Annotated in this window: 23 protein-coding genes; 9 read left to right on the top strand and 14 right to left on the bottom strand. The window is 58.9% G+C overall.

Translation table 11 applies throughout. The features are described 5' to 3' along the window. Positions 1 to 52: 52 nt before the first annotated feature. The 6 genes from CKW23_RS03680 to CKW23_RS03655 form a co-directional block, all read right to left on the bottom strand. Complete coding sequence (locus tag CKW23_RS03680) at positions 53 to 742, bottom strand: DUF4197 domain-containing protein (RefSeq protein WP_025258929.1); 690 nt, start codon at positions 740 to 742, stop codon at positions 53 to 55. A 97-nt stretch (positions 743 to 839) separates the two neighbouring features. Next, positions 840 to 3,326 (bottom strand): glycerol-3-phosphate 1-O-acyltransferase PlsB, encoded by a 2,487-nt coding sequence (gene plsB, locus CKW23_RS03675; protein WP_025258930.1) that lies wholly within the window; start codon positions 3,324 to 3,326, stop codon positions 840 to 842. Between the two features lie 185 nt (positions 3,327 to 3,511). Next, positions 3,512 to 3,889, bottom strand: a complete 378-nt coding sequence (locus CKW23_RS03670; protein ID WP_025258931.1) for a hypothetical protein — start codon at positions 3,887 to 3,889, stop codon at positions 3,512 to 3,514. Between the two features lie 18 nt (positions 3,890 to 3,907). After that, complete coding sequence (locus CKW23_RS03665) at positions 3,908 to 4,717, bottom strand: putative RNA methyltransferase (RefSeq protein ID WP_095067042.1); 810 nt, start codon at positions 4,715 to 4,717, stop codon at positions 3,908 to 3,910. Continuing rightward, positions 4,717 to 5,868 (bottom strand): succinyl-diaminopimelate desuccinylase, encoded by a 1,152-nt coding sequence (dapE, locus tag CKW23_RS03660; RefSeq protein ID WP_095067041.1) that lies wholly within the window; start codon positions 5,866 to 5,868, stop codon positions 4,717 to 4,719. The genes CKW23_RS03665 and dapE overlap by 1 nt, the downstream gene beginning before the upstream one ends. 114 nt (positions 5,869 to 5,982) lie before the next feature. Continuing rightward, positions 5,983 to 7,416, bottom strand: coding sequence for a DHA2 family efflux MFS transporter permease subunit (locus CKW23_RS03655; RefSeq protein WP_218250562.1), 1,434 nt, complete (start codon positions 7,414 to 7,416; stop codon positions 5,983 to 5,985). A gap of 297 nt (positions 7,417 to 7,713) precedes the next feature. On the opposite strand from CKW23_RS03655, the gene tcdA reads away from it, so the two are divergent. Further along, entirely contained in the window at positions 7,714 to 8,544 is an 831-nt protein-coding gene (gene tcdA, locus CKW23_RS03650; protein WP_095067039.1) for a tRNA cyclic N6-threonylcarbamoyladenosine(37) synthase TcdA, read from the top strand. On the opposite strand, the gene CKW23_RS03645 is transcribed toward tcdA, so the two are convergent. The 8 genes from CKW23_RS03645 to map all read right to left on the bottom strand — a co-directional run bounded on the left by CKW23_RS03645 (position 8,535) and on the right by map (position 17,571). Further along, positions 8,535 to 8,942, bottom strand: a complete 408-nt coding sequence (locus tag CKW23_RS03645) for a SufE family protein (protein WP_025258936.1) — start codon at positions 8,940 to 8,942, stop codon at positions 8,535 to 8,537. The genes tcdA and CKW23_RS03645 overlap by 10 nt on opposite strands. Further along, positions 8,939 to 10,144 (bottom strand): aminotransferase class V-fold PLP-dependent enzyme, encoded by a 1,206-nt coding sequence (locus CKW23_RS03640; RefSeq protein ID WP_095067038.1) that lies wholly within the window; start codon positions 10,142 to 10,144, stop codon positions 8,939 to 8,941. The genes CKW23_RS03645 and CKW23_RS03640 overlap by 4 nt, the downstream gene beginning before the upstream one ends. Before the next feature lie 59 nt (positions 10,145 to 10,203). Further along, positions 10,204 to 11,238, bottom strand: coding sequence for a 2,3,4,5-tetrahydropyridine-2,6-dicarboxylate N-succinyltransferase (dapD, locus tag CKW23_RS03635; protein ID WP_025258938.1), 1,035 nt, complete (start codon positions 11,236 to 11,238; stop codon positions 10,204 to 10,206). A 35-nt stretch (positions 11,239 to 11,273) separates the two neighbouring features. Continuing rightward, complete coding sequence (locus CKW23_RS03630; protein ID WP_038399760.1) at positions 11,274 to 11,645, bottom strand: ArsC family reductase; 372 nt, start codon at positions 11,643 to 11,645, stop codon at positions 11,274 to 11,276. 155 nt (positions 11,646 to 11,800) lie between these two features. Then, a complete protein-coding gene (locus CKW23_RS03625) occupies positions 11,801 to 12,670 on the bottom strand; it encodes a hypothetical protein (protein ID WP_025258940.1) in 870 nt (289 codons plus the stop codon). Between the two features lie 121 nt (positions 12,671 to 12,791). Then, complete coding sequence (gene dapC / locus CKW23_RS03620; protein WP_025258941.1) at positions 12,792 to 13,985, bottom strand: succinyldiaminopimelate transaminase; 1,194 nt, start codon at positions 13,983 to 13,985, stop codon at positions 12,792 to 12,794. A gap of 39 nt (positions 13,986 to 14,024) precedes the next feature. Next, positions 14,025 to 16,724, bottom strand: coding sequence for a [protein-PII] uridylyltransferase (locus CKW23_RS03615; RefSeq protein WP_025258942.1), 2,700 nt, complete (start codon positions 16,722 to 16,724; stop codon positions 14,025 to 14,027). A 64-nt stretch (positions 16,725 to 16,788) separates the two neighbouring features. Further along, entirely contained in the window at positions 16,789 to 17,571 is a 783-nt protein-coding gene (gene map / locus CKW23_RS03610) for a type I methionyl aminopeptidase (protein WP_025258943.1), read from the bottom strand. 321 nt (positions 17,572 to 17,892) lie between these two features. Here map and rpsB point away from each other — a divergent pair, with 321 nt between their 5' ends. From rpsB to rseP, 8 genes are all read left to right on the top strand, one after another. Next, positions 17,893 to 18,636 (top strand): 30S ribosomal protein S2, encoded by a 744-nt coding sequence (gene rpsB, locus CKW23_RS03605; protein WP_025258944.1) that lies wholly within the window; start codon positions 17,893 to 17,895, stop codon positions 18,634 to 18,636. Between the two features lie 190 nt (positions 18,637 to 18,826). Then, positions 18,827 to 19,696, top strand: a complete 870-nt coding sequence (tsf, locus tag CKW23_RS03600; protein WP_025258945.1) for a translation elongation factor Ts — start codon at positions 18,827 to 18,829, stop codon at positions 19,694 to 19,696. A 204-nt stretch (positions 19,697 to 19,900) separates the two neighbouring features. Further along, the gene (pyrH, locus tag CKW23_RS03595; protein ID WP_025258946.1) at positions 19,901 to 20,644 is read left to right on the top strand and encodes a UMP kinase; all 744 of its coding nucleotides are present in this window, start codon (positions 19,901 to 19,903) and stop codon (positions 20,642 to 20,644) included. Continuing rightward, entirely contained in the window at positions 20,641 to 21,198 is a 558-nt protein-coding gene (gene frr, locus CKW23_RS03590; protein ID WP_025258947.1) for a ribosome recycling factor, read from the top strand. Before pyrH ends, frr begins: the two co-directional genes overlap by 4 nt. A 16-nt stretch (positions 21,199 to 21,214) precedes the next feature. Continuing rightward, the gene (gene uppS / locus CKW23_RS03585) at positions 21,215 to 21,970 is read left to right on the top strand and encodes a polyprenyl diphosphate synthase (RefSeq protein WP_025258948.1); all 756 of its coding nucleotides are present in this window, start codon (positions 21,215 to 21,217) and stop codon (positions 21,968 to 21,970) included. Next, positions 21,970 to 22,785, top strand: a complete 816-nt coding sequence (locus tag CKW23_RS03580) for a phosphatidate cytidylyltransferase (protein WP_025258949.1) — start codon at positions 21,970 to 21,972, stop codon at positions 22,783 to 22,785. Before uppS ends, CKW23_RS03580 begins: the two co-directional genes overlap by 1 nt. Beyond that, positions 22,782 to 23,969, top strand: coding sequence for a 1-deoxy-D-xylulose-5-phosphate reductoisomerase (ispC, locus tag CKW23_RS03575; RefSeq protein WP_025258950.1), 1,188 nt, complete (start codon positions 22,782 to 22,784; stop codon positions 23,967 to 23,969). Before CKW23_RS03580 ends, ispC begins: the two co-directional genes overlap by 4 nt. A gap of 101 nt (positions 23,970 to 24,070) precedes the next feature. Continuing rightward, the gene (gene rseP, locus CKW23_RS03570) at positions 24,071 to 25,423 is read left to right on the top strand and encodes a sigma E protease regulator RseP (protein WP_095067037.1); all 1,353 of its coding nucleotides are present in this window, start codon (positions 24,071 to 24,073) and stop codon (positions 25,421 to 25,423) included. Positions 25,424 to 25,450: the final 27 nt, after the last annotated feature.

Here is a 25,450-nt window from a genome sequence, read left to right as displayed (position 1 = left end):
GAGCCAATGTATTCGCGAAAAACCATTCGCGGATGAATCCGCTCCTACTCGGTTAAAGCGCTCCAAACACCTTCTTCGCCAATCCGGTCGCTGCTGCAGCCGGGTTGGCGCGGATGCTTTCTTCCTGTTTGGCGATCATCTCGAACAGGCCGTTGAGCGCCTGCTCGGTCACATAGCCTTCAATATTTGAGCTTTTCGCGTCCAGAACGCCCAAGGTGGCGGCCTGACCGGCAAAGGCGTTGTATTTCTGGGCCAGGCCTACCTTGTCGGTGGCCTGCTTGACGATAGGCAGGAATTTGGCGCGGATCTGCTCACGGCTGCTGCTGTTCAGGTACTGAGTGGCGGAGTCCTTGCCGCCACTGAGGATCGACTTGGCATCGGCCACGCTCATTTTCTTGACCGCATCCACCAGCAAGGCCTGAGCCTGGGGAACGGCAGCCTCGGCGGCCTGGTTCATGCTGGCTTCCAGTTGATCGACCTGAGCGCCCATGCCGAACTGCTTCATCTTTTTCGCGACCTTGCCCAGATTCCCCGGCAATTCGATACGCACTTCCTGGTTATTACTGAAACCTCCGGGCACGCCCAGTTGCTTGACCGCTACCTGAGCGCCCTGGGTCAGTGCATCCTTGAGCCCGCCAGTGGCGTCCGATTGCGACAGGTCACCCAGAGACAGGGCAAACACGTTGGCCGACAGCAGCAGGCCTGCGCACAGGCCGGCAAAGCTAAACGATGGGCGAAGCATGGCAGCATCCTTATTTTGTGGAGTCTTGAAAGTCGCGCTGACATGAACATCAGCGCGACCCTGCATTGAGGTTATCAGGGAACCTGAAAAGCGTGGATCAATCTGCGGCAGGCGTTTCTTCGATCTCGTTATGCAGCGTCACCTGCCGGATCGACAGGCGGATATCGCCCGGCAGCACACGCTTGGCTGCGCCTTCCGCCAGTTCTCCGAGCAACGGGTGATGGCTCAGCTTTCCAGCGCCGTCCTTGCGCAGCACACCGAGGTCGAGCAAGGTCTGGATGAAATGCCGGAACAGGCTCTTGTCGAAGAACTCCGGGGCATTTAGGCCATGCAGGATCGATAGCCGCTGGGCCATGACCGTACACAGGTCTTCCAGCTCCTCTGCGCTCAGCGTGTTCTGGCCGCTGTTGAGCAGCAACGAGATGGCCATGTAGAAACGCTGCAAGGTCTGGGCGATGGCCTTGGACAACAGCGTCAGTTGCACATACTCCCTGGAACTCGGTTCCGGACGGACATAGGCATCGTTCTTGAAGCGCAGCAGGCCTTGCTCGACCAGTGCGGCCAGCCATTGGTCGACGACTTCATCCAGCTCTTCCAGGGGCCAGCGAATGAACAGCTCCGATTGCAGGTACGGATACAACGCACGGGTGTAGCGCAGGATCTGCTCGCGGTTCATGCGCGACGAGCTCTGGAAGAAGCTTGCCAGCAGCGAAGGCATCGCGAAGATATGCAGCACGTTGTTGCGGTAGTAGGTCATCAGGACTGCATTCTGTTCGTTCAGATACAGAATCTTGCCCAATGCATCCTTTTGCTCGGCCAGCAGATCCATGCCTTTGACATGCTCGATCAGTGCCCGGCCATTGCCTTCGGGCAATGTCGTGTGTGGTGAATACGGTACTTTGCGCAGCAGTGCCAGATACAGATCCAGCACCCGCTCCATGGCCTGATCGTCCAGCGCCAGCCGTTGGGTGGAAAGCAGTGCTACGGCCACCAGATTCATCGGGTTCACGGCTGCGGCTTCGTTCAGATGCCGGGCTACTCGCTCGCCCAGGCGGTTGGTGGTCTCATTGAGCCACGCCGGACGGAATTGCGGCCCCAGTTCCTGTTCGCGCCAGTCGGGCTGTTCGCTGTCGAGGAACTGCGCCAGCTTGATCGGCTCGCCAAAGTTCACCGACACTTGCCCGAAGCGCTGCTTGAGGGCGCCGATGACCTTGAAGATATCGAAGATCGATTCTTTCTTCTTGCTGGCCCCGCGCAGTTCGCCCAGGTAAGTACGGCCTTCGAGTACCCGCTCATAGCCGATATACACCGGCACGAACACGATGGGCATACGCGAATTGCGCAGGAAGCTGCGCAGGGTAATGGCGAGCATGCCGGTCTTGGGTTGCAGCATGCGTCCGGTACGCGAACGGCCACCTTCGACGAAGTATTCGACCGGAAAGCCCTTGGTGAACAGGGTGTGCAGGTATTCGTTGAACACGGCGGTGTACAGCGGATTGCCCTTGAAGGTCCGACGCATGAAAAACGCGCCACCCCGACGCAGCAGGCCACCGATCACCGGCATGTTCAGGTTGATGCCTGCTGCAATGTGCGGTGGCGTCAGGCCGTTGCGAAACAGCAGATAGGACAGCAGCAGGTAATCGATGTGGCTGCGATGGCAGGGCACATAAATCACTTCATGGCCGGGCGCGACGTCCTGCACGCCTTCTATGTGGCTGACCTTGATCCCGTCGTAGATCTTGTTCCAGAACCAGCTCAGCACCACTTCCAGAAAACGGATGGCCGAATAGGTGTAGTCCGACGCAATTTCGTTGCCGTAGCGCAGGGCCTGTTCCCGGGCCTTCTCGTGAGTGATTTTCTCGCGCTCGGCTTCTTCGACAATCGCCTGCTGGACCATGGGCTCGTCCAGCAGGCCTTTGACCAGATTGCGACGGTGGGAAACGTCGGGACCGATGACCGCTGTTTTCAGGTTGCGAAAGCGCACCCGCAACAGGCGCTGGCTCATGCGCAGCGTCAGTTCCGGGCTTTTGTTTTCGTTGACCAGATCGCGCAGATGGATAGGGTTCGAGAACTGCACGCGGGTCTTGCGGCCCAGAATCAGAATGGTGACCAGGCGACGCAGGCGTCCGGTTACCGCCCAGCTGTCGGCGAACAGCAGTTTCCAGGCGCTGGATTCGCGGTCCGGCGATTGTCCCCAGAACACGCTGACCGGAATGACTTGCGCATCTTCAGTCGGGTTCTGGTTGACCGTCTCAAGCAGCCGTTCAAGCGTCGGCGGCGCACCGCGTTTGTCGTGACGGCCCAGCCAGTCAGGCTCGGGGGTCAGGTAAAAGAACGCGGCAGGTTCCATCAGGTTACCCACCGACACCGGCAGGATCGGTCGCGGCAGGCCGGCCTTGCGGCACTCGGTATCGATGACTGCCAGATCGCTCAGGGATGGCGATTGCAGCACATAGAACACCGGACGACTGCGGTCCAGATTGAGCGTGAAAGACGACTGGTTGATGGTTTCCGAGCGAACCCAGAGGTACAGCAACCGGCGCAGAGTGCCGAATACAAGACGACGGAACGGGGAACGGGTCATACGGCTTCTGCTGAGTGGGATGTAGGGGCGAGCGCCCGATGGGCATCAGTGTGCCGTATCTGTCCGGGATGGGCAAAGTGGCCGATCCCGGAGGCAAACGAGCGGGGGGTGTCTTGGTCGCGACAGTATGTTCAGGTACTGAAAATGTGTGCCTGGATGCTTTCGAGAATGAATTCGCGAAAGGGTTACGAAGTGCGCCAGGTAATCTCTTCTTCGCCATCGGCGCTGATGCGAATCCAGCGATCGGCAGCATCATCGCTTTCTTCTTCGACCCAGGTTCCCGGCGCACAGCGCACTTCGACATCAAGGGCGGCGAAAGCGGCACGGGCGCAGGCGATGTCGTCTTCCCATGGTGTCTTGTCGCTTTCCAGGTAAAGGCTGTTCCATTTGCCCACGGCCTTTGGCAGCCAGGTCACAGGAACATTGCCGGCCTTGCACTTCCAGGTCTGGCCTTTCTGGGTCCAGTCGCTGCAAGGGCCGAGCGCGGTGCCGAGCCATTGGGCAATGGCCTTGTGATCGACGTCTTCGTCTTTGAGGTAAATCTCGATATCGGGTTGGCGCATGGGGGCCTCACTTGAATGCTACAGCAGCACGAAATAATCGTAGCGCATGGAAACGGTGACCTTGAACGGTCCGGGGTGCTCGATGACAGCCGTGCGGCGCTCGGCGCTGGCACGCCATCCATGGGGCGTCATGGCCAGCAGGTCGGCGCGGGACTGCCCGTCGATCAGCTTCAGGGTGTAGCGCAGGGTTTCGCTGTGTTGTAACTGCATGCCTTCCGGCACCAGAGCCAGGTGCTTGTCGTCGGCATAATCGCGAACCTCATCATAGAGCCGCTGGCGCAGCTCCATCAGATGGTCGTTGGTGGGGCCGACGCGCATCAGTCCGCCGCCGGGACTCAGCAAACGCTTGGCTTCTTTCCAGTCCAGAGGGCTGAAAACGCTGGCCAGAAACTGGCAGCTGGCGTCTGGCATTGGCACACGGGCCATGCTGGCGACCATCCAGGTCAGCTTCGGGTTACGGCGGCAGGCGCGCTTGACCGCTTCGCGGGAAATATCCAGCGCATAGCCATCGGCATCAGGCAGGGCCTCGGCGATCTGCGCCGTGTAGTAACCCTCGCCACAGCCGATATCCAGCCAGCGAGCCGGGGCACGTTCTGCAGCCAGCTCGGCCAGACGCTGAGCCACCGGCGCGTAATGCCCGGCATTCAGGAAGTCGCGTCGGGCCTCGACCATGGCCTGATTGTCGCCAGGGTCACGGCTGTTCTTGTGCTGCACCGGCAACAGGTTCAGATAGCCCTGACGTGCACGGTCGAAGCGATGATTGGCGGGGCATACCACGCCATTGTCGGCGGCGCCCAGAGGCGCCGAACAGATTGGGCAGGTCAGCATCAGGCGAGCAACTTGACCATGGTCTGGTAGTAGATCTCGGTCAGGACATCGAGGTCGCTGGCCAGGATACGTTCGTTGACCTGGTGGATGGTCGCGTTGACCGGCCCCAGTTCAACCACCTGAGTCCCCAGGGTTGCGATGAAACGGCCATCCGAAGTGCCGCCACTGGTGGACGCCTTGGTTTCACGGCCGGTGACTTTCCTGATGCTGTCTGAAACCGCATCCAGCAAAGCGCCGGGTTCGGTCAGGAACGGCAGGCCCGACAGCGCCCAGTCCACATGCCAGTCCAGGCCGTGTCTGTCGAGGATGGTGGCGACACGCTGTTGCAAACCTTCGACGGTGGATTCGGTCGAGAAGCGGAAGTTGAATACTGCCACCAGATCACCGGGGATCACGTTGGTCGCGCCAGTGCCCGAATTGAGGTTGGATATCTGGAAGCTGGTCGGCGGGAAAAAGGCATTGCCATCGTCCCAGTGCTCGGCGGCCAGTTCGGCCAGCGCCGGAGCGGCCAGATGAATCGGGTTTTTCGCCAGATGCGGGTAGGCCACATGGCCCTGAATGCCGCGCACGGTGAGCTTGGCGCCCAGCGAGCCGCGACGTCCGTTTTTCACCACATCGCCCACCAGCGTGGTGCTCGACGGTTCGCCGACGATGCACCAGTCCAGGCGCTCTTTACGGGCTGCCAGACGTTCAACCACGGCCTTGGTGCCATGGTGTGCCGGACCTTCTTCGTCGCTGGTGATCAGGAATGCCACCGAACCCTTGTGGTCAGGGTAATCGCTGACGAAACGCTCGCACGCCACCACCATCGCCGCCAGACTGCCTTTCATGTCCGCTGCGCCACGACCGCAGAGCATGCCGTGCTCATCGATCAGTGCATCGAACGGATCGGTCTGCCAGGCCTGGACCGGGCCGGTGGGAACCACATCGGTGTGACCGGCGAAGCACAGCACCGGACCTTCGCTGGTGCCATGGGTGGCCCAGAAGTTGTCGACGTCTTCGATGCGCATGGGCTCCAGCTTGAAGCCCGCACCGCCCAGACGTTGCATCATCACCGTCTGGCAATCGGCATCGACCGGAGTGACCGAAGGACGGCGAATCAGGTCGCAGGCGAGTTGAAGCGTGGGCGAAAGGTCGGCTGGGGCTGTCATGAACAGAACTCCGGGAACAAGGCTGTGGGCGCGAAAAGGCGGATATCTTAAAGCAAAACGAAGTTAAACGGCGTTCATGACCGCCGTTCAATACCCGGACCTTCAATCTCGCTGTCATTTGCGCATGAATATTGCCCCGGTCAGTGATGCCACAAGCGCCAGCAGACCACCGAGCAGGAACGCCGCGCCATAGCCGCCGCTCAAGGCTTCAAGTGCGGTGTGGCCTGCTTCTGTGAGTCGTTCGCTGTAATGCGAAGCCAGGCTGCTGATAATCGCCAGACCCAGCGCGCCTCCCATCATGAAAGAGGTATTGACGATGCCCGAAGCGATACCTTCTTCGCCGGTCTTTGCATCACTCATGGCGGCCACCAGTATCGGGTTGAAACCCATGCCTGCACCCACGCCGATCAGCAGCATCCCCGGCAGGATATCCAGCAGGAAATTGCCATCGACGGGTGCCCTGGCCAACAGGAAAAGACCTGCGGCAGCGAGCCCCAGCCCAAGAACCAGCGGCAGTTTGACGCCGTAGCGAATGATGAGTCTCGAAGACAGGAGCAATGAACACAGTGCCATCACCAGATTGGCCGGAAGAAACGCCAGGCCGACTTCAAGAGGTGAGTAGTCCAGTACTTGTTGAAGATACAGGGCACAAAGAAAAAACCAGGCGAACATGGAAGTTGCCCAAAGCATTCCGATGAAGTTTGCCGTTGTCAGATTTCTTGAGTGGAAAAGTCGTACAGGAATCAGAGGAACTTTCGTACAAAGTTCTATCCGGATAAATACAATGAACATTAGGGTTGCCAAGGTCAGTTGGCTTACTGTTGTTTTAGAAGTCCAGCCAATATGATTGCCATTCATGATTGCATAAACGGCCACTATCAACGCTGCAATTATGGTAATGGCACCTGCTATGTCCAGGGCGCCTTTTTCTGTTATTTCGACAGGTGGCAGCAAGCGCCGACTCAGTGCGAGAACAAGAACGCCTATCGGCAGGTTGATCAGGAAAATCGCATACCACTCATAAAGGTCGGTCAGGACGCCACCGAGCAGTACACCGATGCTGCCGCCACCGGTACATACGAAGCTGTAGGCACCAATGGCTTTTGCACGTTCGGACGGGTCCGTGAACAGGCGAATGATGAGCGACAGCGCCGTCGAGGTCAGCAGTGCACCGCCAAAGCCTTGAAGTGCGCGGGCTGCGATAAGCGTCTCTTGAGTCGTTGCGATACCGCAGGCCAGTGATGCCAGGGTAAACAGGCTGGTGCCCCAGACGAAAATCATCCGCTGTCCGTACAGGTCTCCAAGGCGGCCACCCAGCAACAGGAACCCGCCAAAGGTCAGCAGATAGACATTGATGACCCATGCCAGCGAGACATCATCAAAGCCCAGATCAAGTTTGATAGAGGGAAGTGCAACATTCACGATCGTCGTATCCAGCACGATCATCAGGGTTGCCAGACAGATAACGGCTAACGCTTGCCAGCGCTTTTCCTGAAAGGCAGTTTGCTCCATGGGGGAGGGAAGTGGGTCGGTGCGGGTAGAACTCATGAACATACATCCGTTTTGTAGTTTTTCTGATTGCACAGATCTGAAACTTTCTGGAAGGGCAGGATATAGAACTCATGTCGTCAGTGTGTTGCGGTACTGATTCTGATTTATAAACAAAATAATTCAGTGAAAAGGTTTTCTATGTAGGGCGGTGGTAAGTTGTTCCCGCTTGTAAAGGGAGTCTATGCATATTTGGCCGGTACTCTGCAGGCGCTGATTGCAAACCGGGCGATGATAAGGGTGCCGCGCCTCTGCCAAACCTCTTATAATGCGCGCCGGTTTTTCGGGGTAATTGACATGAGCACAGAAGATCCACGGTTCGCAGGCATCGCCCGTTTGTACGGCATCGAGGGGCTGGAGCGCTTGCGTGCAGCTCATGTGGCCGTGGTCGGTATCGGCGGCGTGGGTTCATGGGCGGCCGAGGCCATGGCGCGCTGCGGTGTGGGCGAGATTTCCCTGTTCGATATGGATGACGTCTGCGTCAGCAACAGCAATCGTCAGTTGCATGCGCTGGACAGCACGGTAGGGCGGCCCAAGGTCGAGGTCATGGCCGAGCGCATAAAGGCCATCAACCCTGCGTGTACGGTTCATGCGGTCAGCGATTTCGTGACCCGGGACACCATGGCGGATTACATCACCCCGGATCTGGACTTCGTGATCGACTGCATCGACAGCGTCAATGCCAAGGCAGCGCTGATTTCATGGTGCAAGCGACGCAAGATCCAGATCGTGACCACGGGAGGGGCTGGTGGGCAGATTGACCCCACCCAGATTCAGATCGGTGACCTGAACCGCACCTTCAACGATCCGCTGGCCTCCAAGGTACGCTCGACTCTGCGCCGCGAATACGGTTTCTCCCGTACGCCGAATCGTCACTACAGCGTGCCCTGTGTGTTTTCCAGCGAGCAACTGCGCTATCCCAAGCCCGATGGCAGCATCTGCCTGCAGAAGCGTTTCGTAGGTGATGGCGTCAAACTCGACTGCGCGGGAGGTTTCGGCGCGGTGATGATGGTGACGGCGACCTTCGGCATGGTCGCGGCCACCCGGGCTATCGACAAGCTGGTGGCCGGAGCACGACGCCCGTCCGAGCGTGCAAAACCGGTTTCGGTCCCGCTGCCTCAGGCGTGAGCCAGTTGCCGCATCTTTTGCAGCACGGCGTTGAGGCCGTTGCTGCGCGAAGGTGACAGCTGGCGACTCAGGCCCAATTGGTTGAACCAGTCGGGCAGGTCAACTTCCAGCAGCTCCTGCTCTGACAGGCCATTGACCCGCTCCAGCAGCAGCGCCACCAGACCGCGAATCAACCGGGCGTCGCTGGCAGCCCGAAACTGCCAGCGTCCATCGCTGACAGCGCCCAGTAACCAGACCTTGCTTTCACAGCCCTGCACCAGATGCTCTTCGGACTTTTCGTCGTCACTCAGGGCGGGCAGCCGGTCGCCCCATTGCATCAGCAGACGAGCGCGTTGTTCCCAGCCTTGAAGCTGGCTGAAGGTGTCCAGCGCGGTTTGTGCACCTGTGGTCAGGGTCATCGCAGCAACTCCAGCGCCTGATCCAGAGCACTGAAAAAGCGCAGCAAGTCATCCGAATCGTTGTACAGGCCAAGTGATACACGGATTGCGCCCGGCAGCCCGAGACTCTTGAGCAGCGGCATCGCGCAATGATGGCCAGCGCGCACGGCAATGCCCTGTTCAGTCAGCAGGTGAGCCAGATCGGCGTTATGCACGCCATCGACCACGAAGCTGACCAGTGCCAGTTCCGGCGAACCCAGCACGCGAATGCCTTCGCGCTGTTGCAAGCCCTCCAGAAGACGCTGATGCAGCCGGGTTTCATGCTCGGCCACGGCCTGCTGATCCAGACTGTCCAGATAATCCAGTGTCGCTCCCAGGCCGATCACGCTGGCAATCGGCGGCGTACCGGCCTCGAAGCCCAGGGGCGCGGGGCGGAAACTGGCCTGCTGATAATCGGCGTCGAGCACCATTTCGCCGCCGTATTGCCAGTGCTTCAGGCGTGGCAGGGCGGTGTTGCTGGCATACAGCACGCCGAGCCCGTCCGGGCCGTAGAGCTTGTGGCTGGAAAACACATAGAAGTCGCAACCCAGTGCCTGCACATCATGCCGACCATGGACCACGCCCTGCGCACCATCCACCACCGTCAATGCGCCTTGCGCCCTGGCCAGTTCCATCAGGCGCGGCAAGGGCTGCCAGGCACCGAGGACGTTGGAGAGCTGACTGACCGCCAGCAGGCGAGTGCGCGGACCGATCAGTGCAGTGGCCGCATTCAGATCGATCAGGCCATGGCTGTCGAGAGGCAGGATCACCAGTTTCAGGTCGCGACGCTGAGCCAGTTGTTGCCAGGGCAACAGGTTGGCGTGGTGTTCCAGAGCGCTGATGACGATCTCGTCGCCAGGGGCGAATTCCTGCTCCAGACCATAGGCCAGCAGGTTGAGGGCCGAGGTCGCGCCATGGGTGAAAATGATCTGGCCGGATTCATGGGCGTTCAGCCAGTGAGCGACCTTGTTGCGGCTGTCCTCGAACGCCTGGGTGGCATGGGCACCAGGTAAATGCTGCGCACGATGCACATTGGCGGCACCGTTTGCGTAGTAATGGGTCAGGGCATTGATCAATGCCTGGGGTTTTTGCGTGGTTGCGGCGCTGTCCAGATAGGTCTGGCCCTGGCGCTGAAGGGCGTCGATGGCAGGAAAGTCAGCGCGCCATGGAGAAATGAGGGGCATTGTTCATCCTGCTTCGATGGAGCGGGTACAGGGTGCGAAGCCCTGTACCCGACACGGCATCAGTTATGAGCGTGCAGTGCTTCGTTCAGCTCGATGGCCGACTTGTGGGTTTTGCATTCCACCGCGCCGGTCTGCGAGTTGCGACGGAACAGCAAGTCAGTCTGGCCTGCGAGATCGCGGGCCTTGACGACTTTGACCAGCTCGTTGTTTTCATCGAGCAGAGCGACTTTGGTGCCAGCGGTGATGTACAGGCCGGCTTCGACGGTGTTGCGGTCGCCCAACGGAATGCCGATACCGGCGTTGGCACCGATCAGGCAGCCTTCGCCAACCTTGATGACGATGTTGCCGCCACCGGACAGGGTGCCCATGGTCGAGCAGCCGCCGCCCAGGTCGGAACCCTTACCGACGAAGACGCCTGCCGAAACACGGCCTTCGATCATGCCTGGCCCTTCGGTGCCGCCGTTGAAGTTGACGAAACCTTCGTGCATCACGGTGGTGCCTTCGCCCACGTAGGCGCCCAGGCGAACACGTGCGCTGTCAGCGATACGCACGCCACTCGGCACTACGTAGTCGGTCATTTTCGGGAACTTGTCCACCGAGAAGACTTCCAGCAGCTCGCCCTTCAGGCGTGCTTCGAGTTGACGCTCGGCCAGCTCGGCCAGATCCACGGCACCCTGGCTGGTCCATGCAACGTTTGGCAACAGCGGGAAGATACCGGCCAGATTCAGGCCGTGTGGCTTGGCCAGACGATGGGACAGCAGGTGCAGCTTGAGGTAGGCCTCAGGCGTAGAAGTCAGCGGCGCATCTTCTGCCAGCAGAGTGGCGACCAGCGGCTTGTGGCTTTCTGCCAGGCGAGTCAGCAGAGCCGCTTGGGTGGCATCGATGGACTTGACCGCATCGGCCAGTTTCGAGGCTTGATCGGTGTTGAACGCAATGGCCTGGTTGCCAGCGGTGTAGCCCAGAACCGGCGCGATAGCGGCAATCAGCTCAGCCGACGGGTTGATCAACGGCTGGGCGTAAAAGACTTCCAGCCACGCGCCTTGACGGTTTTGGGTGCCGACACCGAAGGCCAGGCTGAACAGGGTAGTAGACATGCAAATTCCTCTTGCCAATTAAAGGGCCATCTCAATCAGGCGATGGCCGTTGCATACAGGTCGGGTTTGAAACCAATCAGGGTTTTATCGCCAAGATCCAGCACCGGGCGCTTGATCATCGACGGTTGCGCGAGCATCAGTTCGATTGCCTTTGCCTGATCGAGATCGGCCTTCTGTCCGTCATCGAGCTTGCGAAAGGTCGTCCCCGCGCGGTTCAACACCACTTGCCAGCCGTGTTCATCGCACCACTGCGTCAGGTGCTCACGGTCAATGCCAAGGGTCTTGTAATCATGAAACTCGTAGCTCACAGCATGTTCATCGAGCCAGGTACGCGCTTTTTTCATCGTGTCGCAGGCTTTGATGCCGTATAGACAAATGCCTTTGCTGCCATCGGCGGAATTTCCCATTGCCCAAATGCCTCATGCATCCCGAAAAAACAGCCAGCGATTATGCCACGCCCAAACGCACTGTGCCCGGGCTGTCGCGATATCTGTCGGACAATCCGGGCGCAATGAGAGCGTAGCGCAGCGTCTATACCTTGGTGGCGATGACAAACTGACTGTCAGGAGGTTGCGCCTGATGCCGGTGCCGGGCTCGAAGATGCGACAGGTGCCTGGGCGCTCGCCGTACTGGCTCCAGGCAGAGGCTTCTCTTCTTCCTCTTCTCTGGTTTGTCCTGAATTCATTTCGGCGATCATTTCAAACAGGGTCTGAGAGGGCTTGGTTTTATCTTCTTTCTTGAGCGCGGCAATGCCTTCTTCGAGGTTCATGTGTTGCAGCAGCCACTCTGCCGAGCCTTTCTCTTCCGGGCTGACGTTGTTGAGGAAGGTCAGGCCTGCTTCGTAGTGTTTGGCAGGGTTGGCGGTGAAGGCGTTGGCGGCATTGCTGTCGTACAGGCCCATTGCAATGCCTTGCTGGCGACTCATGGCGCTGGTGGCGGCTTGTTGTTCCTCTTTGGTAAAGAGCCCGTCTTTATTGCTGCTGACGGCATAAAGCGAGCGCCGGTCGAGATCGCCCAGCAGGGAGTTGGTGTCGCGCCCTTCATAGCTATTACGGTCGTAAGGTGTGCCGCTGGCTTCCATTTGCGCGTATTTGTCATTCATGCGTGCGCGGGCGTCAGTGGCGACATCGGCAAAGGTCAGCCCTTTGGAACTGGTGGCCAGCCCCGGATTGGCGGGTGCCATGATCAGGGCGGAGGTGCTCATGCCGGGACGAGCCGGAAATAGTGAGCTGGCAGAAGAGGTCGTCTGGCTGAGTTGCAGGGCAACGTTGGAGAAGGTCGCTTGATCCGTCCCCTTAGGCTGTTGGGTTGTTTCTGGGGGTGTTGTGACTGAAGTTGTAAGTGCAGCGGTTTTGCTGGCAGCAGTGTTTGCAGTTTCAAGGCTGCTGTAGGTGGAAATGGCCGTGTTCGACAGCGTCGATACGAGGTTCATATGCTCTTCCATGAAGTGAGTATGCGAACTGTATCGACTTTGTAACCTGTTTCTGTAGCACACAGACTGTGTCGGAACAGGTTTATTCCATGGCACATTGCGTGCCATGGAATCGCAACACTCAGCGTGTGATAAAGGCGCGAATCCGCTCGGCGGCTTCGATGCATTCGGCCAGCGGTGCAACCAGCGCCAGGCGTACGCGGCCAGCGCCAGGGTTGACGCCATTGGCTTCGCGGGACAGGTAGGAGCCCGGCACAACCGTTACATGCTGGTCGGCGAACAGGTCGCGGCAGAATTCGGCGTCGTCCTTGCCCACGTTTGGCCACAAGTAGAAACCACCATCCGGGCGTTGGACATCCAGCACGGGGGCGAGGATTTCCAGGACTGCGTCGAACTTCTCGCGATACAGGTCGCGGTTGGCGCGTACGTGTTCTTCGTCATTCCAGGCTGCGATGCTGGCCAGTTGGGTTTGAACCGGCATGGCGCAGCCGTGGTAGGTGCGGTACAGCAGGAAAGCCTTGAGGATGTCGGCGTCACCGGCCACGAAGCCTGAACGCAGGCCTGGCAGGTTGGAGCGCTTGGACAGGCTGTGGAAGACCACGCAACGCTTGAAGTCCTGGCGGCCCAGTTCGGCGCAGGCGGTGAGCAGGCCGGGCGGCGGTGTCTGCTCGTCGAAGTACAACTCGCTGTAGCACTCGTCCGCGGCGATCACGAAATCGTATTCGTCGGCCAGGGCAATCAGCTTTTTCAGGGTCGGCAGCGGGATCAGCGCGCCGGTCGGGTTGCCGGGCGAGCACAGGAACAGGATCTGGCAGCGCTTCCAGATATCAGGTGTGACAGCGTCGAAATCGGGATTGAAACCGTTTTCGCTCAGGCAAGGCAGGTAGTGCGGCTGAGCGCCGGCCAGGAATGCTGCGCCTTCGTAGATCTGATAGAACGGGTTGGGGCTGACCACCAGGCCATCGTCGCTGCGGTTGACCACGGTCTGGGTGAAGGCAAACAGCGCTTCGCGGGTGCCGTTGACCGGCAGTACGTTGCGTGCCGGATCGATCCAGCCTTCGGGCACATTGAAACGACGGTTGCACCAGCCGGCAATGGCTTCGCGCAGGGCCGGGATACCCAGCGTCGTTGGATAGACCGCCATTTGATCGAGGTTGTCGGCCAGGGCCTTGGCGACGAACTCGGGTGAACGATGCTTCGGCTCGCCGATAGACAAGGCCACGGGGCGCTTGTCCGGGTTGGGCGTCACGCTGCCGAGCAGGGCGCGAAGCTTCTCGAACGGGTAAGGCTGAAGCTGTTGCATGGCGTTGTTCATGATGCTGGGTCCTCAATGGCTGAGCGCCGAGTCGATTCGTTAGATACTGATCCGCAAACTGCTGTCCGGCTCGGAATTGACACTCAATTGCTTGGCGATGGCTTCCTGCAGGCGGCTGCATAACTGAGGATCAGACAGTGGTTGATTGTTGGCGTCGGTGATGAAAAACACGTCTTCCACTCGCTCTCCCAGGGTCGCGATCTTGGCGTTTTGCAGGGACAGGTCGAACTCCAGAAAAATCTTGCCGATGCGTGCCAGCAGTCCTGGGCGGTCGGGGGCCAGCAGTTCCAGCACGGTCACCGGGCGTTGAGCATCGTTGTGGATGGTCACCTGGGGCGCGAAGGCAAAATGCTTGAGCTGGCGCGGTACGCGACGCTTGATGATGGTCGGGTAGTTGTCCGGGGTGCGCAGCGCTTCGGTCAGGCCGTCACGGATTTGCCGGGTTCGCTCGGGATTGTCGCCGATTGAACCGCCATCGTTGTCCAGCACGATATAGGTATCGAGGGTGAACTGGCTGCTGGACGTAATGATGCGGGCGTCATGGATGTTCAGGTTCAACTGGTCCATCGCGGCCACGGTCACAGCGAAGAAGTCATGCTGGTCCGGTGCGTAGATGAAAATCTGGGTGCCGCCCTCGAACTCGCGCTGGGTGGTTTCCTTGATCAGCACCAACGGGCCGCCATCGGCAGGCTGCTGCAGGATGGCATCGCTGTGCCAGGCCACATCGCCAGCGGTATGGCGCAGGAAGTAATCGTCACCCAGGGCTGACCAGAGCTGTTCCACATCGTCCGGGTCGATGCCGTTGCGCACCAGGATGTCCAGGGCTGCAATCTGCGTACGACGAATCTGTTCTTCGCGGTCGACCGGGTTTTCCAGTCCGCGGCGCAAGGCCCGCTTGGTTTCGGTATACAACTGGCGCAGCAGGCTGGCGCGCCAGGAGTTCCAGAGCGTCGGGTTGGTTGCGTTGATGTCGGCGACGGTCAGTACATAGAGGTAATCCAGATGCACCTCGTCGCCGACGAACTGCGCGAAGTCGTGGATGACCTGAGGGTCGGAAAGGTCTTTGCGCTGCGCGGTGGTGGACATCACCAGATGGTTGCTGACCAGCCAGGCGATCAGGCGTGTGTCCCATGCTGGCAGATGGTGGCGTATGCCGAAGGCCTCGGCATCCACGGCACCCAGTTCGGAGTGGTCGCCGCCGCGTCCCTTGCCGATGTCGTGATACAGACCGGCCAGATAGGCGAGCTCCGGCTTGGGCAGGCGCGCCATGAGCTTGCTGGCCAGAGGGAATTTCTCGGCCACATCGGCGTATTGCAGCCTGCGCATGTGCTTGATCAGGTTCAGCGTGTGCGCATCCACCGTATAGATGTGGAACAGGTCATGCTGCATCTGGCCCACGATATGGCCGAATTCGGGCAGGTACAGGCCCAGGATTCCATAGCGGTTCATCCGGCGCAGGTTGCGGTGGATGCCTTGCTCGCACTTGAATAGCTCGATGAACAGGCTGGTATTGCGGATATCGTTGCGGAAATCGTCGTTGATCAGGTGCCGGTGTTCGCGCAGCAGGCGAATCGTGTCGGCTCGCACGCCCTTGATCTCCGGGCGTTGAGCCATCAGCACGAAGATTTCGATCATGGCGAACGGCGTGCGCTTGAAGACGTTCGGCTTCGTGGCTTCGATATAACCGTCATGCAACTGGAAGCGTGAATTGATCGGCTGCGTGCTGCTGCCGTCATCCTCCACCAGAATGACTTCTTCAAAGTGCTGGATGATCAGGTCGCTCAGTTCGGCGATGCTCATGACCACGCGGTAGTACTTCTGCATGAAGCGTTCGATGGCCAGCTTCGCATCGCTGTCCTGATAACCCAGCAGGCCAGCGATGCTGCTCTGGTAATCGAACAGCAGCCGGTCTTCGGATCGCCCGGCCAGCATGTGCAGGGCGTAGCGCACTTTCCAGAGGAACTCCTGGGAAGAGGCGAGCAGGTTGTTCTCGCTTTCCAGCAGGAAACCTTCACCCGCCAGTGCGTGCAGGTTCAGGGTGCCGTATTGGCGCCGGGCGACCCAGAGGATGGTCTGGATGTCCCGCAGGCCACCGGGGGAACCTTTGACGTTGGGCTCCAGGTTGTATTCGGTGTCGTTGTATTTGTGGTGCCGTTTCTTCTGTTCGGCGCGTTTGGCCAGGAAGAAGTCCTTGCTCGGCCACATATGCTGCGTGCTGGTGACTTCCAGCATCCGCTGGCGCAGGTGCTCGGGGCCAGCGATGGTGCGGCTTTCCATCAGATTGGTGATGACGGTCAGGTCCGCCATGCCTTCCTGGGCGCACTCATCCACAGAACGCACGCTTTGCCCGACTTCAAGGCCAATATCCCACAGCAGGGTCAGGAAGCGCTCGATGGAGTCGCGAAAGACTTCGTGATCGGCGCTGTCCAGCAGGATCAGCAGGTCGATATCCGAATAAGGGTGCAGTTCGCCACGACCGTAGCCGCCGACCGCCAGCAGGGCGATGTCGGCGTCTTCGCTCCAGTCGAACTGATCCCAGGCCTGTTGCAGGATGTTATCCACGAACCAGGCCCGATCCTCGATCAGGCGGCGAATATTCCGGCCTTCACGAAAGCGCTCGTCGAGCACGTCACGCGCTTTGCGGATGGCTTTCTTGAAAGCGGCGATGGGGCTTGCCTTCAAGGCCAGTTCGGCCTGGAACTGGCCGCGGTCGAACAAATCGGGATCCACCTGCGGCATGGAGCGGCTTTCCTTTATATCTATATCTGGCTGTGCGGGCTGGGTGTCGGGCGAACAGGTCGTGTCAGGCTGATGTCCGCGCGATGGTGTCGTCGCTGCGCAGGGTGAAAATCTCATAGCCGTCAGCGGTCACCAGAATCGTGTGCTCCCATTGTGCCGAGAGTTTGCGATCCTTGGTGATAGCGGTCCAGCCGTCGCCGAGAATCTTGGTGTCGGCGCGACCCTGGTTGATCATCGGCTCGATGGTGAAGGTCATGCCTTCAAGCAGCTCGATGCCGGTGCCAGCCTCGCCATAATGCAGTACCTGCGGTTCTTCGTGAAAGACCTTGCCGATGCCGTGGCCGCAGAATTCACGAACGACGGAGAAGCCGTTCTTTTCGGCGTGCTTCTGGATCACCGAACCGATATCCCCCAGGCGCGTGCCCGGACGGACGATCTCGATGGCCTTGTACAGGCATTCCTGAGTGATCTTCGACAGGCGCTCGGCCCACTCAGGCACCTTGCCTACGTGAAACATCTTGCTGGTGTCACCGTGATAACCGTCCTTGATGACGGTGATGTCGATATTCAGGGTGTCGCCATTCTTGAGCTGCTTCTCGCCGGGAATGCCATGGCAGACCACATGGTTGATCGAGGTGCAGATCGACTTGGGGAAGCCTTTGTAGTTGAGCGGCGCCGGAATCGCCTGTTGTTCGTTGACGATGTAGTCGTGGCAGATGCGGTCGAGTTCTTCGGTGGTGACACCGGGCTTGACGTGGGGGGTGATCATTTCCAGTACTTCGGCGGCCAGACGACCGGCGATGCGCATCTTTTCGATGTCTTCTGGAGTCTTGAGGGTCACGGTCATTCGAATTTCTCTCTGCGTGGTTGCACGCGGTCAATGCGAAAAGTGACGATTCTATCAGACCCGGGCTCATGACTAGCGCTTCCTTCTATAAAGGAAACACAGGGGAATCTGTCTGTTTTCAAAAGGATGGAGAAACAAGCGTGTGATTCGGGTTTCGCTGGCTTTCCTTTTGTGATATAAAATGCGCCGCTTTCCAAGGTCCGTCCTGGAAGCTTAAACCCACACACGTGTCGACACGATGACCTGGGTGCCTTTGGCGGCTCGCCACTGGTTGGTCATTGGGATACGTGGAGGCCTAACCCGACTTATCAAGGAACTATCATGTCCCAAGTCAATATGCGCGATATGCTGAAGGCCGGTGTGCACTTCGGTCACCAAACCCGTTACTGGAATCCGAAAATGGGTAAGTACATTTTCGGCGCGCGTAACAAGATTCACATCATCAACCTTGAAAAAACCCTGCCAATGTTCAACGAAGCTCTGACTTTCGTTGAGCGCCTGGCTCAGGGCAAAAACAAGATTCTGTTCGTCGGCACCAAGCGTTCCGCTGGCAAGATCGTTGCTGAAGAAGCAGCACGTTGCGGTTCGCCGTACGTCGATCACCGCTGGTTGGGCGGCATGCTGACCAACTTCAAGACCATCCGTCAGTCGATCAAACGTCTGCGCGAGCTGGAAGTACAGGCTGAAGACGGTACTTTCGCCAAGCTGACCAAGAAAGAAGCCCTGATGCGCACCCGTGATCTGGAAAAACTGGATCGCAGCCTGGGTGGTATCAAGGACATGGGCGGTCTGCCTGATGCACTGTTCGTTATCGACGTTGATCACGAGCGCATTGCTATCACCGAAGCCAACAAACTGGGCATCCCGGTTATCGGCGTAGTCGATACCAACAGCAGCCCGGAAGGCGTTGACTACATCATCCCAGGCAACGATGACGCAATCCGCGCTATCCAGCTGTACATGGGTTCGATGGCTGACGCTGTTATCCGTGGTCGCAACAATGTCGCTGGCGGCACCGACGTATACGTCGAAGAAGCTCCAGCTGCAGCAGCTGTAGAAGGCTGAGTAACAAACGCTTAGCGTTTACTCAGTACGCGAAAAGGGGGCTTGGCCCCCTTTTTGCCCCCTCGAAAATGATTTGTTGGCGTGACCGTGGGCTGCTTGTCATGTGTTGCTGTCACCCTGATTTTTCAAGAATTTGAACGCCCGTTTACCCGGGTGGAATGGTTGAAAACCTATCCAAGAGGATTTTGAAATGGCAGAGATTACTGCAGCGTTGGTCAAAGAACTGCGCGAGCGTACCGGCGAAGGCATGATGGATTGCAAAAAGGCCTTGACCAAGGCTGGCGGCGACATCGAAAAAGCCATCGACGACATGCGTGCTTCCGGCGCCATCAAGGCTGCCAAGAAAGCAGGCAACGTTGCTGCTGAAGGCGCTATCGGCGTTAAAGTCGGTGCAGACGGCAAAGCTGCTGTCATCATCGAAGTCAACTCCCAGACCGACTTCCTGGCTCTGCAGGACGACTTCAAGAACTTCGTGAACAGCAGCATCGAAAAAGCTTTCGCTGACAAGCTGACTGACGCAGCTCCGCTGATCGAAGCTCAGGAAGCCGAGCGTACCGCCCTGGTTGCCAAGGTTGGCGAAAACGTCAACATCCGTCGCCTGGCTCGCATCGAAGGTGACGTGGTCAATGCTTACCTGCACGGCAACAAGATCGGTGTAGTCGTGGCTCTGAAAGGCGGTGACGCCGAGCTGGCCAAAGACATCGCCATGCACGCTGCTGCAAGCAACCCTGAGTTCCTGCTGCCTTCGGAAGTTTCGGCTGAAGCGATCGAGCGCGAGAAGGGCGTCTTCCTGCAACTGAACGAAGACAAGATCAAAGGCAAGCCTGCTGAAATCGTCGAGAAAATGGTGAGCGGTCGTATCACCAAGTTCCTGGCCGAAGCCAGCCTGGTTGAGCAAGCATTCGTCAAGAACCCGGAAATCACCGTTGGTGCTCTGGCGAAGAAAGCTGGCGCTGAAATCGTTTCTTTCACCTACTTCAAAGTGGGCGAAGGCATCGAGAAGCCAGTCGACAACTTCGCTGAAGAAGTTGCTGCTCAAGTAGCTGCAAGCCAGAAGTAAGACGGTTTTACAACTGTCGCCCCAAAGAGGCTGCCCGCTCACGCGCGCGGCCTCTTTGTCAAAAAAGAAAGGGAATTTCCCTTTGAGAATTGGCCGGTAAGGCTGCATTCTCCAGACGCTCTTGCAGCGTCAAGCTAGAGTAAGCGCAGGCCTGAAACGGCCCGCACAGATTTTTTTCAGAAAACGCCGCAGGAGAGATTCGCAATGGCTCAGCAGGGCAGTGGTTATCAGGCTCGCTATAAACGCATTCTACTCAAGCTTAGCGGCGAGGCCCTGATGGGGTCGGAAGATTTCGGTATCGACCCCAAGGTACTGGATCGCATGGCGCTGGAAGTCGGCCAGCTGGTGGGTATCGGCGTTCAGGTCGGGCTGGTTATCGGCGGTGGCAACCTGTTTCGTGGCGCAGCCCTGAGTGCCGCCGGCATGGATCGGGTAACGGGCGATCACATGGGCATGCTGGCCACTGTGATGAATGCTCTGGCAATGCGTGACGCGCTGGAGCGGGCCAACATCTCGGCTATCGTGATGTCCGCCATCTCCATGATGGGCGTGACCGATCACTACGATCGTCGCAAGGCCATGCGCCATCTCAATTCCAAGGAAGTCGTCATCTTTGCTGCCGGAACCGGCAATCCGTTTTTCACTACGGATTCGGCTGCCTGCCTGCGAGCGATCGAAATCGATGCCGATGTCGTCCTCAAGGCGACCAAGGTCGATGGCGTCTACACCGCAGACCCGTTCAAGGACCCGAATGCCGAGAAGTTCGATCATCTGTCTTACGATGAAGTGCTGGATCGCAAGCTGGGTGTAATGGATCTGACGGCTATCTGCCTGTGTCGCGATCACAAGATGCCGTTGCGCGTCTTCAATATGAACAAACCCGGCGCCCTGCTGAATATCGTACATGGTGGCGCTGAAGGAACCCTGATCGAGGAAGTTCAACAATGATCAACGAAATCAAGAAAGACGCTCAGACTCGTATGCAGAAGAGCCTCGAGTCGCTGGCGCACGCATTCAGCCGCATTCGTACTGGCAAGGCGCACCCGGATATCCTCGAAGGTGTCATGGTGCCTTACTACGGCTCCGATACCCCGATCAAGCAAGTGGCCAACATCACCGTCAAGGACTCCCGTACCCTTCAGGTCGTGGCGTTCGAGCGCAACATGCTGGGCGCGGTCGACAAGGCAATCCAGAGCTCCGGTCTGGGCTTCAACCCTACCAACCTGGGCGAACTGCTGCTGATCAGCATGCCGGCCCTGACCGAAGAAACCCGCAAGGGCTTCACCAAGCAGGCTCGTGACGCTGCCGAAGATGCACGTGTTGCCGTACGAAACATCCGTCGTGACGCGCTGAGCCAGTACAAGGATCTGGTCAAGGAAAAGGAAATCAGCGAAGACGAAGAGCGTCGTGCTGCTGATGACATCCAGAAACTGACCGACAAGTTCGTTGCGGACATCGAAGTGGCGGTGAAGCAGAAAGAAGCAGACCTGATGGCCGTATAAGGTTCGGGGCGCTTTCATGGAAAAGACAAAACCGGCCGCATCGTCTTCGGTGCCGCGTCATGTCGCGATTATCATGGATGGTAATAATCGCTGGGCCAAGAAGCGTCTGCTGCCAGGTGTTGCGGGTCACAAGGCAGGCGTTGATGCCGTGCGTGCGGTCATTGAGGTGTGTGCCGAGGCCAAGGTCGAGGTGCTGACGTTGTTCGCGTTCTCCAGCGAAAACTGGCAGCGTCCGGCCGAGGAGGTCGGGGCCTTGATGGAGTTGTTCTTCACAGCCCTGCGGCGCGAAACCCGTCGTCTGAACGAGAATGGCATCAGCCTGCGCATCATTGGTGATCGCTCGCGCTTCCATCCCGAGCTTCAGGCGGCCATGCGTGAGGCGGAGCAGCAGACGGCTGGCAACAACAGTTTCGTCCTGCAGGTCGCGGCCAATTATGGTGGGCAGTGGGATATCGCCCAGGCTGCCCAGCGTCTGTCCCGCGAGGTTCAGGCCGGGCATCTGCAGCCTGAAGACATCACCCCCGAACTGTTGCAGACCTGTCTGGCAACCGGCGATCTGCCGTTGCCGGACCTGTGTATCCGTACGGGTGGCGAGCACCGCATCAGTAACTTCCTGCTCTGGCAGTTGGCTTATGCCGAGCTGTATTTTTCCGACCTGTTCTGGCCGGACTTCAAACACGATGCCATGCGCGCTGCGCTGGCCGATTTCGCTTCGCGCCAACGTCGCTTCGGTAAAACCAGCGAACAGGTCGAAGCTGGAGCCCGGGTTTAATGCTGAAACAACGGATCATCACTGCGCTCATCCTGCTGCCGGTCGCTCTTTGCGGGTTCTTCCTGCTCAAGGGCGCCGACTTCGCCCTGTTCATCGGTCTGGTCGTGGTGCTGGGTGCCTGGGAATGGGCAAGGCTTGCAGGGCTTGTTTCCCAAGGCATGCGAGTGGCTTATGCCGCTGCAGTCGCCTTGTTGCTGTTTCTCATGTATCTGGTGCCGGGCCTTGCGCCCTGGATTCTCGTCGCGGCGGTTATCTGGTGGTGTGCGGCGACCTTTCTGGTTCTGACATTCCCCGACTCCAGTGATTACTGGGCGAGCGCTGCCTGCAAACTGGTCATTGGTCTGTTGATCCTGCTGCCTGCCTGGCAAGGACTTATCCTTATCAAGCAATGGCCTCTGGGCAATGGATTGATTCTGGCGGTCATGGTGCTGGTATGGGCGGCGGACATTGGCGCCTATTTCTCCGGCAAGGCATTTGGCAAGCGCAAGCTGGCACCCAAGGTCAGTCCGGGTAAAAGCTGGGAAGGTGTTTATGGTGGTCTGGTGGTCAGTCTGCTTATTACTGCTGGCGTAGGTCTTTCCCGCGGCTGGTCGGTTTCGCAGTTGATCGTCGCTCTTCTGGGCGCGGCTGCCATCGTCCTGATTTCCGTGGTCGGCGACCTGACCGAAAGCATGTTCAAGCGTCAGGCCGGCGTCAAGGACAGCAGCAACCTGCTGCCCGGTCATGGCGGCGTGCTGGATCGTATCGACAGCCTGACGGCTGCCATTCCGGTTTTTGCCGTGCTGCTCTGGGCTGCTGACTGGGGTGTGCTGTGAAGCCGCAACAGATTACCGTCCTGGGTGCTACCGGTTCGATTGGTCTCAGCACGCTGGATGTCATCGCTCGTCATCCGGGCCGGTATCAGGTTTTCGCACTGACCGGCTTCACCCGCCTGAAGGAATTGCTGGCGTTGTGCATCACGCACACGCCGCGTTTTGCCGTGGTGCCTACCCAGGATGTCGCCCGCAAGTTGCAGGATGATCTTGCTGCTGCCGGGCTCGATACCCGTGTGCTGGTGGGGGAGGGCGGATTGTGTGAAGTGTCCGCACATCCTCAGGTCGATGCTGTCATGGCGGCCATTGTCGGTGCAGCCGGTCTGCGGCCGACACTGGCGGCCGTCGAGGCAGGCAAGAAGGTTCTGTTGGCAAACAAGGAAGCGCTGGTCATGTCCGGCGCCCTGTTCATACAGGCCGTCCGGCAAAGCGGTGCGGTGCTGTTGCCTATCGACAGTGAGCACAATGCGATCTTTCAATGCCTGCCGGGAGATTTTTCCCGTGGCCTGAGTGTCGTGGGTGTCAGGCGCATTCTCCTGACCGCGTCGGGCGGGCCGTTTCGCAAGACGCCTTTGGCGCAACTGCATGACGTTACTCCCGAGCAGGCCTGCGCGCATCCTGTCTGGTCCATGGGGCGCAAGATCTCCGTGGATTCGGCGACCATGATGAACAAGGGGCTTGAACTGATCGAAGCCTGCTGGCTGTTCGATGCTCGCCCGGATCAGGTTGAAGTCGTCATTCATCCCCAGAGCGTGATCCACTCGATGGTGGATTATGTGGATGGTTCGGTATTGGCGCAGCTTGGCAATCCGGACATGCGTACCCCGATTGCCAATGCGCTGGCCTGGCCGCAGCGGATGGATTCTGGCGTTTCGCCGCTGGACCTGTTCCGTATCGGTCAACTGGATTTCGAGGAGCCTGACGAGGAGCGTTTTCCGTGCCTGCGACTGGCCCGGCAGGCGGCTCAGGCAGGAGGAAGTGCTCCGGCCATGCTCAATGCTGCGAATGAAGTGGCTGTCGCTGCATTTCTCGACAGGCGTATTGGTTATCTGGAAATCGCGGGTATGATCGAGGAAGTTCTGAATCTCGAGCCTGCCGTTGCGGTCGAAGAGCTCGATGCGGTGTTTGCGGCCGATGCAAAGGCGCGTGTTCTGGCAGGGCTTTGGCTGGAACGAAACGGACGATAACTGAACATGGATGACAGGGTCGATGTGATGCATCGGGAGCAGGCTTTTGCGGCTGCGATGATAAACACAGTTGCCGGCATCCCGGCACCCGGAGAAGGTTGATGAGCGCGCTATATATGATCATTGGCACCCTGATTGCTCTGGGTGTGCTGGTTACCTTTCACGAATTCGGTCACTTCTGGGTGGCCCGGCGTTGTGGCGTCAAGGTTCTCCGCTTTTCGGTGGGGTTCGGTACGCCGCTGGTTCGCTGGCATGACCGCCACGGGACCGAGTTCGTCGTGGCAGCGATTCCTCTGGGCGGCTACGTCAAGATGCTCGATGAGCGCGAAGGCGATGTGCCTGAGCATCTGGCTGATCAGTCGTTCAATCGCAAGACTGTGTATCAGCGCATTGCTATCGTCATTGCCGGCCCTGCCGCCAACTTTCTGCTGGCCATCGTGTTTTTCTGGGCGCTGGCCATGCTGGGCAGCCAGCAGGTTCGCCCGGTCATCGGTGCAGTGGAGGCGGGCAGTATCGCTCAGCAGGCCGGTCTGAACCCAGGCCAGGAAATCGTTTCGGTAGACGGCAAGGCAACTTCGGGCTGGTCTGCCGTCAATCTTCAACTGGTCCGTCGCCTTGGCGAGAGCGGCACCATTGCGGTCAAGGTTCGCGATGAGGGCTCGACGGTGGATACCACGCACACCCTGACGCTGGATAACTGGCTCAAGGGGGCCGAAGAGCCTGATCCGATCCGCTCCCTGGGTATTCGCCCATGGCGTCCGGCCCTGGCGCCGGTATTGGCTGAACTCGATCCCAAAGGCCCTGCCCAGGCGGCAGGTCTGAAAACCGGCGATCTGCTGCTGGCAGTCGATGGCAAGCCGCTCAACGAATGGCAACAGGTCGTCGACTGGGTCCGCGAGCGCCCGGATGCAAGAATTTCTCTGCGAATCGAACGTGACGGTGCGCAACTCGACGTTCCGCTGACCCTGGCGGCGCGTGGCGAGGGCAAAGCTGCAACGGGTTACCTGGGGGCCGGTGTCAAAGGTGTCGACTGGCCGCCCGAGATGTTGCGCGAGGTCAGCTACGGTCCTCTGGCCGCTGTGGCCGAGGGTGCCAGCCGTACCTGGAACATGAGCGTGCTGACACTGGATTCGCTCAGGAAAATGTTGTTCGGCGAGCTCTCGGTAAAAAACTTGAGTGGACCGATAACCATTGCTAAAGTGGCGGGCGCTTCAGCCCAGTCGGGCATTGGCGATTTCCTGAACTTCCTCGCTTATCTGAGTATAAGCCTGGGTGTTCTGAATCTATTGCCGATCCCCGTGCTTGATGGGGGGCATTTGCTGTTTTATCTGATCGAGTGGGCACGTGGTCGCCCCCTTTCGGAAAAGGTACAAGGTTGGGGAGTTCAGATCGGTATCAGTCTGGTGGTGGGCGTTATGTTGCTCGCGCTGGTCAACGATCTGGGACGACTGTAAGTCCTTGCTGTATTGCGAAATCTGCCG

The sequence above is a fragment of the Pseudomonas sp. Irchel 3A18 genome (assembly GCF_900187465.1).
In the GTDB taxonomy this organism is placed as follows: Bacteria; Pseudomonadota; Gammaproteobacteria; order Pseudomonadales; family Pseudomonadaceae; genus Aquipseudomonas; species Aquipseudomonas cichorii.
The sequence above is the reverse complement of the archived record's forward strand: the minus strand, read 5'-3'. Positions and strand labels throughout refer to the sequence as shown.

What these genes read in the sequence shown, in the direction of transcription:
- CKW23_RS03670 (WP_025258931.1), bottom strand. Translation starts at nt 3,889, where the DNA reads ATGCGCCAACCCGATATCGAGATTTACCTCAAAGACGAAGACGTCGAT.
- pyrH (WP_025258946.1), top strand. Translation starts at nt 19,901, where the DNA reads ATGGCTCAGCAGGGCAGTGGTTATCAGGCTCGCTATAAACGCATTCTA.
- plsB (WP_025258930.1), bottom strand. Translation starts at nt 3,326, where the DNA reads ATGACCCGTTCCCCGTTCCGTCGTCTTGTATTCGGCACTCTGCGCCGG.
- rseP (WP_095067037.1), top strand. Translation starts at nt 24,071, where the DNA reads ATGAGCGCGCTATATATGATCATTGGCACCCTGATTGCTCTGGGTGTG.
- dapE (WP_095067041.1), bottom strand. Translation starts at nt 5,868, where the DNA reads ATGACAGCCCCAGCCGACCTTTCGCCCACGCTTCAACTCGCCTGCGAC.
- dapC (WP_025258941.1), bottom strand. Translation starts at nt 13,985, where the DNA reads ATGAACAACGCCATGCAACAGCTTCAGCCTTACCCGTTCGAGAAGCTT.
- CKW23_RS03625 (WP_025258940.1), bottom strand. Translation starts at nt 12,670, where the DNA reads ATGAACCTCGTATCGACGCTGTCGAACACGGCCATTTCCACCTACAGC.
- CKW23_RS03680 (WP_025258929.1), bottom strand. Translation starts at nt 742, where the DNA reads ATGCTTCGCCCATCGTTTAGCTTTGCCGGCCTGTGCGCAGGCCTGCTG.
- CKW23_RS03615 (WP_025258942.1), bottom strand. Translation starts at nt 16,724, where the DNA reads ATGCCGCAGGTGGATCCCGATTTGTTCGACCGCGGCCAGTTCCAGGCC.
- tsf (WP_025258945.1), top strand. Translation starts at nt 18,827, where the DNA reads ATGGCAGAGATTACTGCAGCGTTGGTCAAAGAACTGCGCGAGCGTACC.
- map (WP_025258943.1), bottom strand. Translation starts at nt 17,571, where the DNA reads ATGACCGTGACCCTCAAGACTCCAGAAGACATCGAAAAGATGCGCATC.
- CKW23_RS03645 (WP_025258936.1), bottom strand. Translation starts at nt 8,942, where the DNA reads ATGACCCTGACCACAGGTGCACAAACCGCGCTGGACACCTTCAGCCAG.
- rpsB (WP_025258944.1), top strand. Translation starts at nt 17,893, where the DNA reads ATGTCCCAAGTCAATATGCGCGATATGCTGAAGGCCGGTGTGCACTTC.
- dapD (WP_025258938.1), bottom strand. Translation starts at nt 11,238, where the DNA reads ATGTCTACTACCCTGTTCAGCCTGGCCTTCGGTGTCGGCACCCAAAAC.
- CKW23_RS03630 (WP_038399760.1), bottom strand. Translation starts at nt 11,645, where the DNA reads ATGGGAAATTCCGCCGATGGCAGCAAAGGCATTTGTCTATACGGCATC.
- uppS (WP_025258948.1), top strand. Translation starts at nt 21,215, where the DNA reads ATGGAAAAGACAAAACCGGCCGCATCGTCTTCGGTGCCGCGTCATGTC.
- CKW23_RS03655 (WP_218250562.1), bottom strand. Translation starts at nt 7,416, where the DNA reads ATGAGTTCTACCCGCACCGACCCACTTCCCTCCCCCATGGAGCAAACT.
- CKW23_RS03665 (WP_095067042.1), bottom strand. Translation starts at nt 4,717, where the DNA reads ATGCTGACCTGCCCAATCTGTTCGGCGCCTCTGGGCGCCGCCGACAAT.
- CKW23_RS03640 (WP_095067038.1), bottom strand. Translation starts at nt 10,144, where the DNA reads ATGCCCCTCATTTCTCCATGGCGCGCTGACTTTCCTGCCATCGACGCC.
- tcdA (WP_095067039.1), top strand. Translation starts at nt 7,714, where the DNA reads ATGAGCACAGAAGATCCACGGTTCGCAGGCATCGCCCGTTTGTACGGC.
- frr (WP_025258947.1), top strand. Translation starts at nt 20,641, where the DNA reads ATGATCAACGAAATCAAGAAAGACGCTCAGACTCGTATGCAGAAGAGC.
- CKW23_RS03580 (WP_025258949.1), top strand. Translation starts at nt 21,970, where the DNA reads ATGCTGAAACAACGGATCATCACTGCGCTCATCCTGCTGCCGGTCGCT.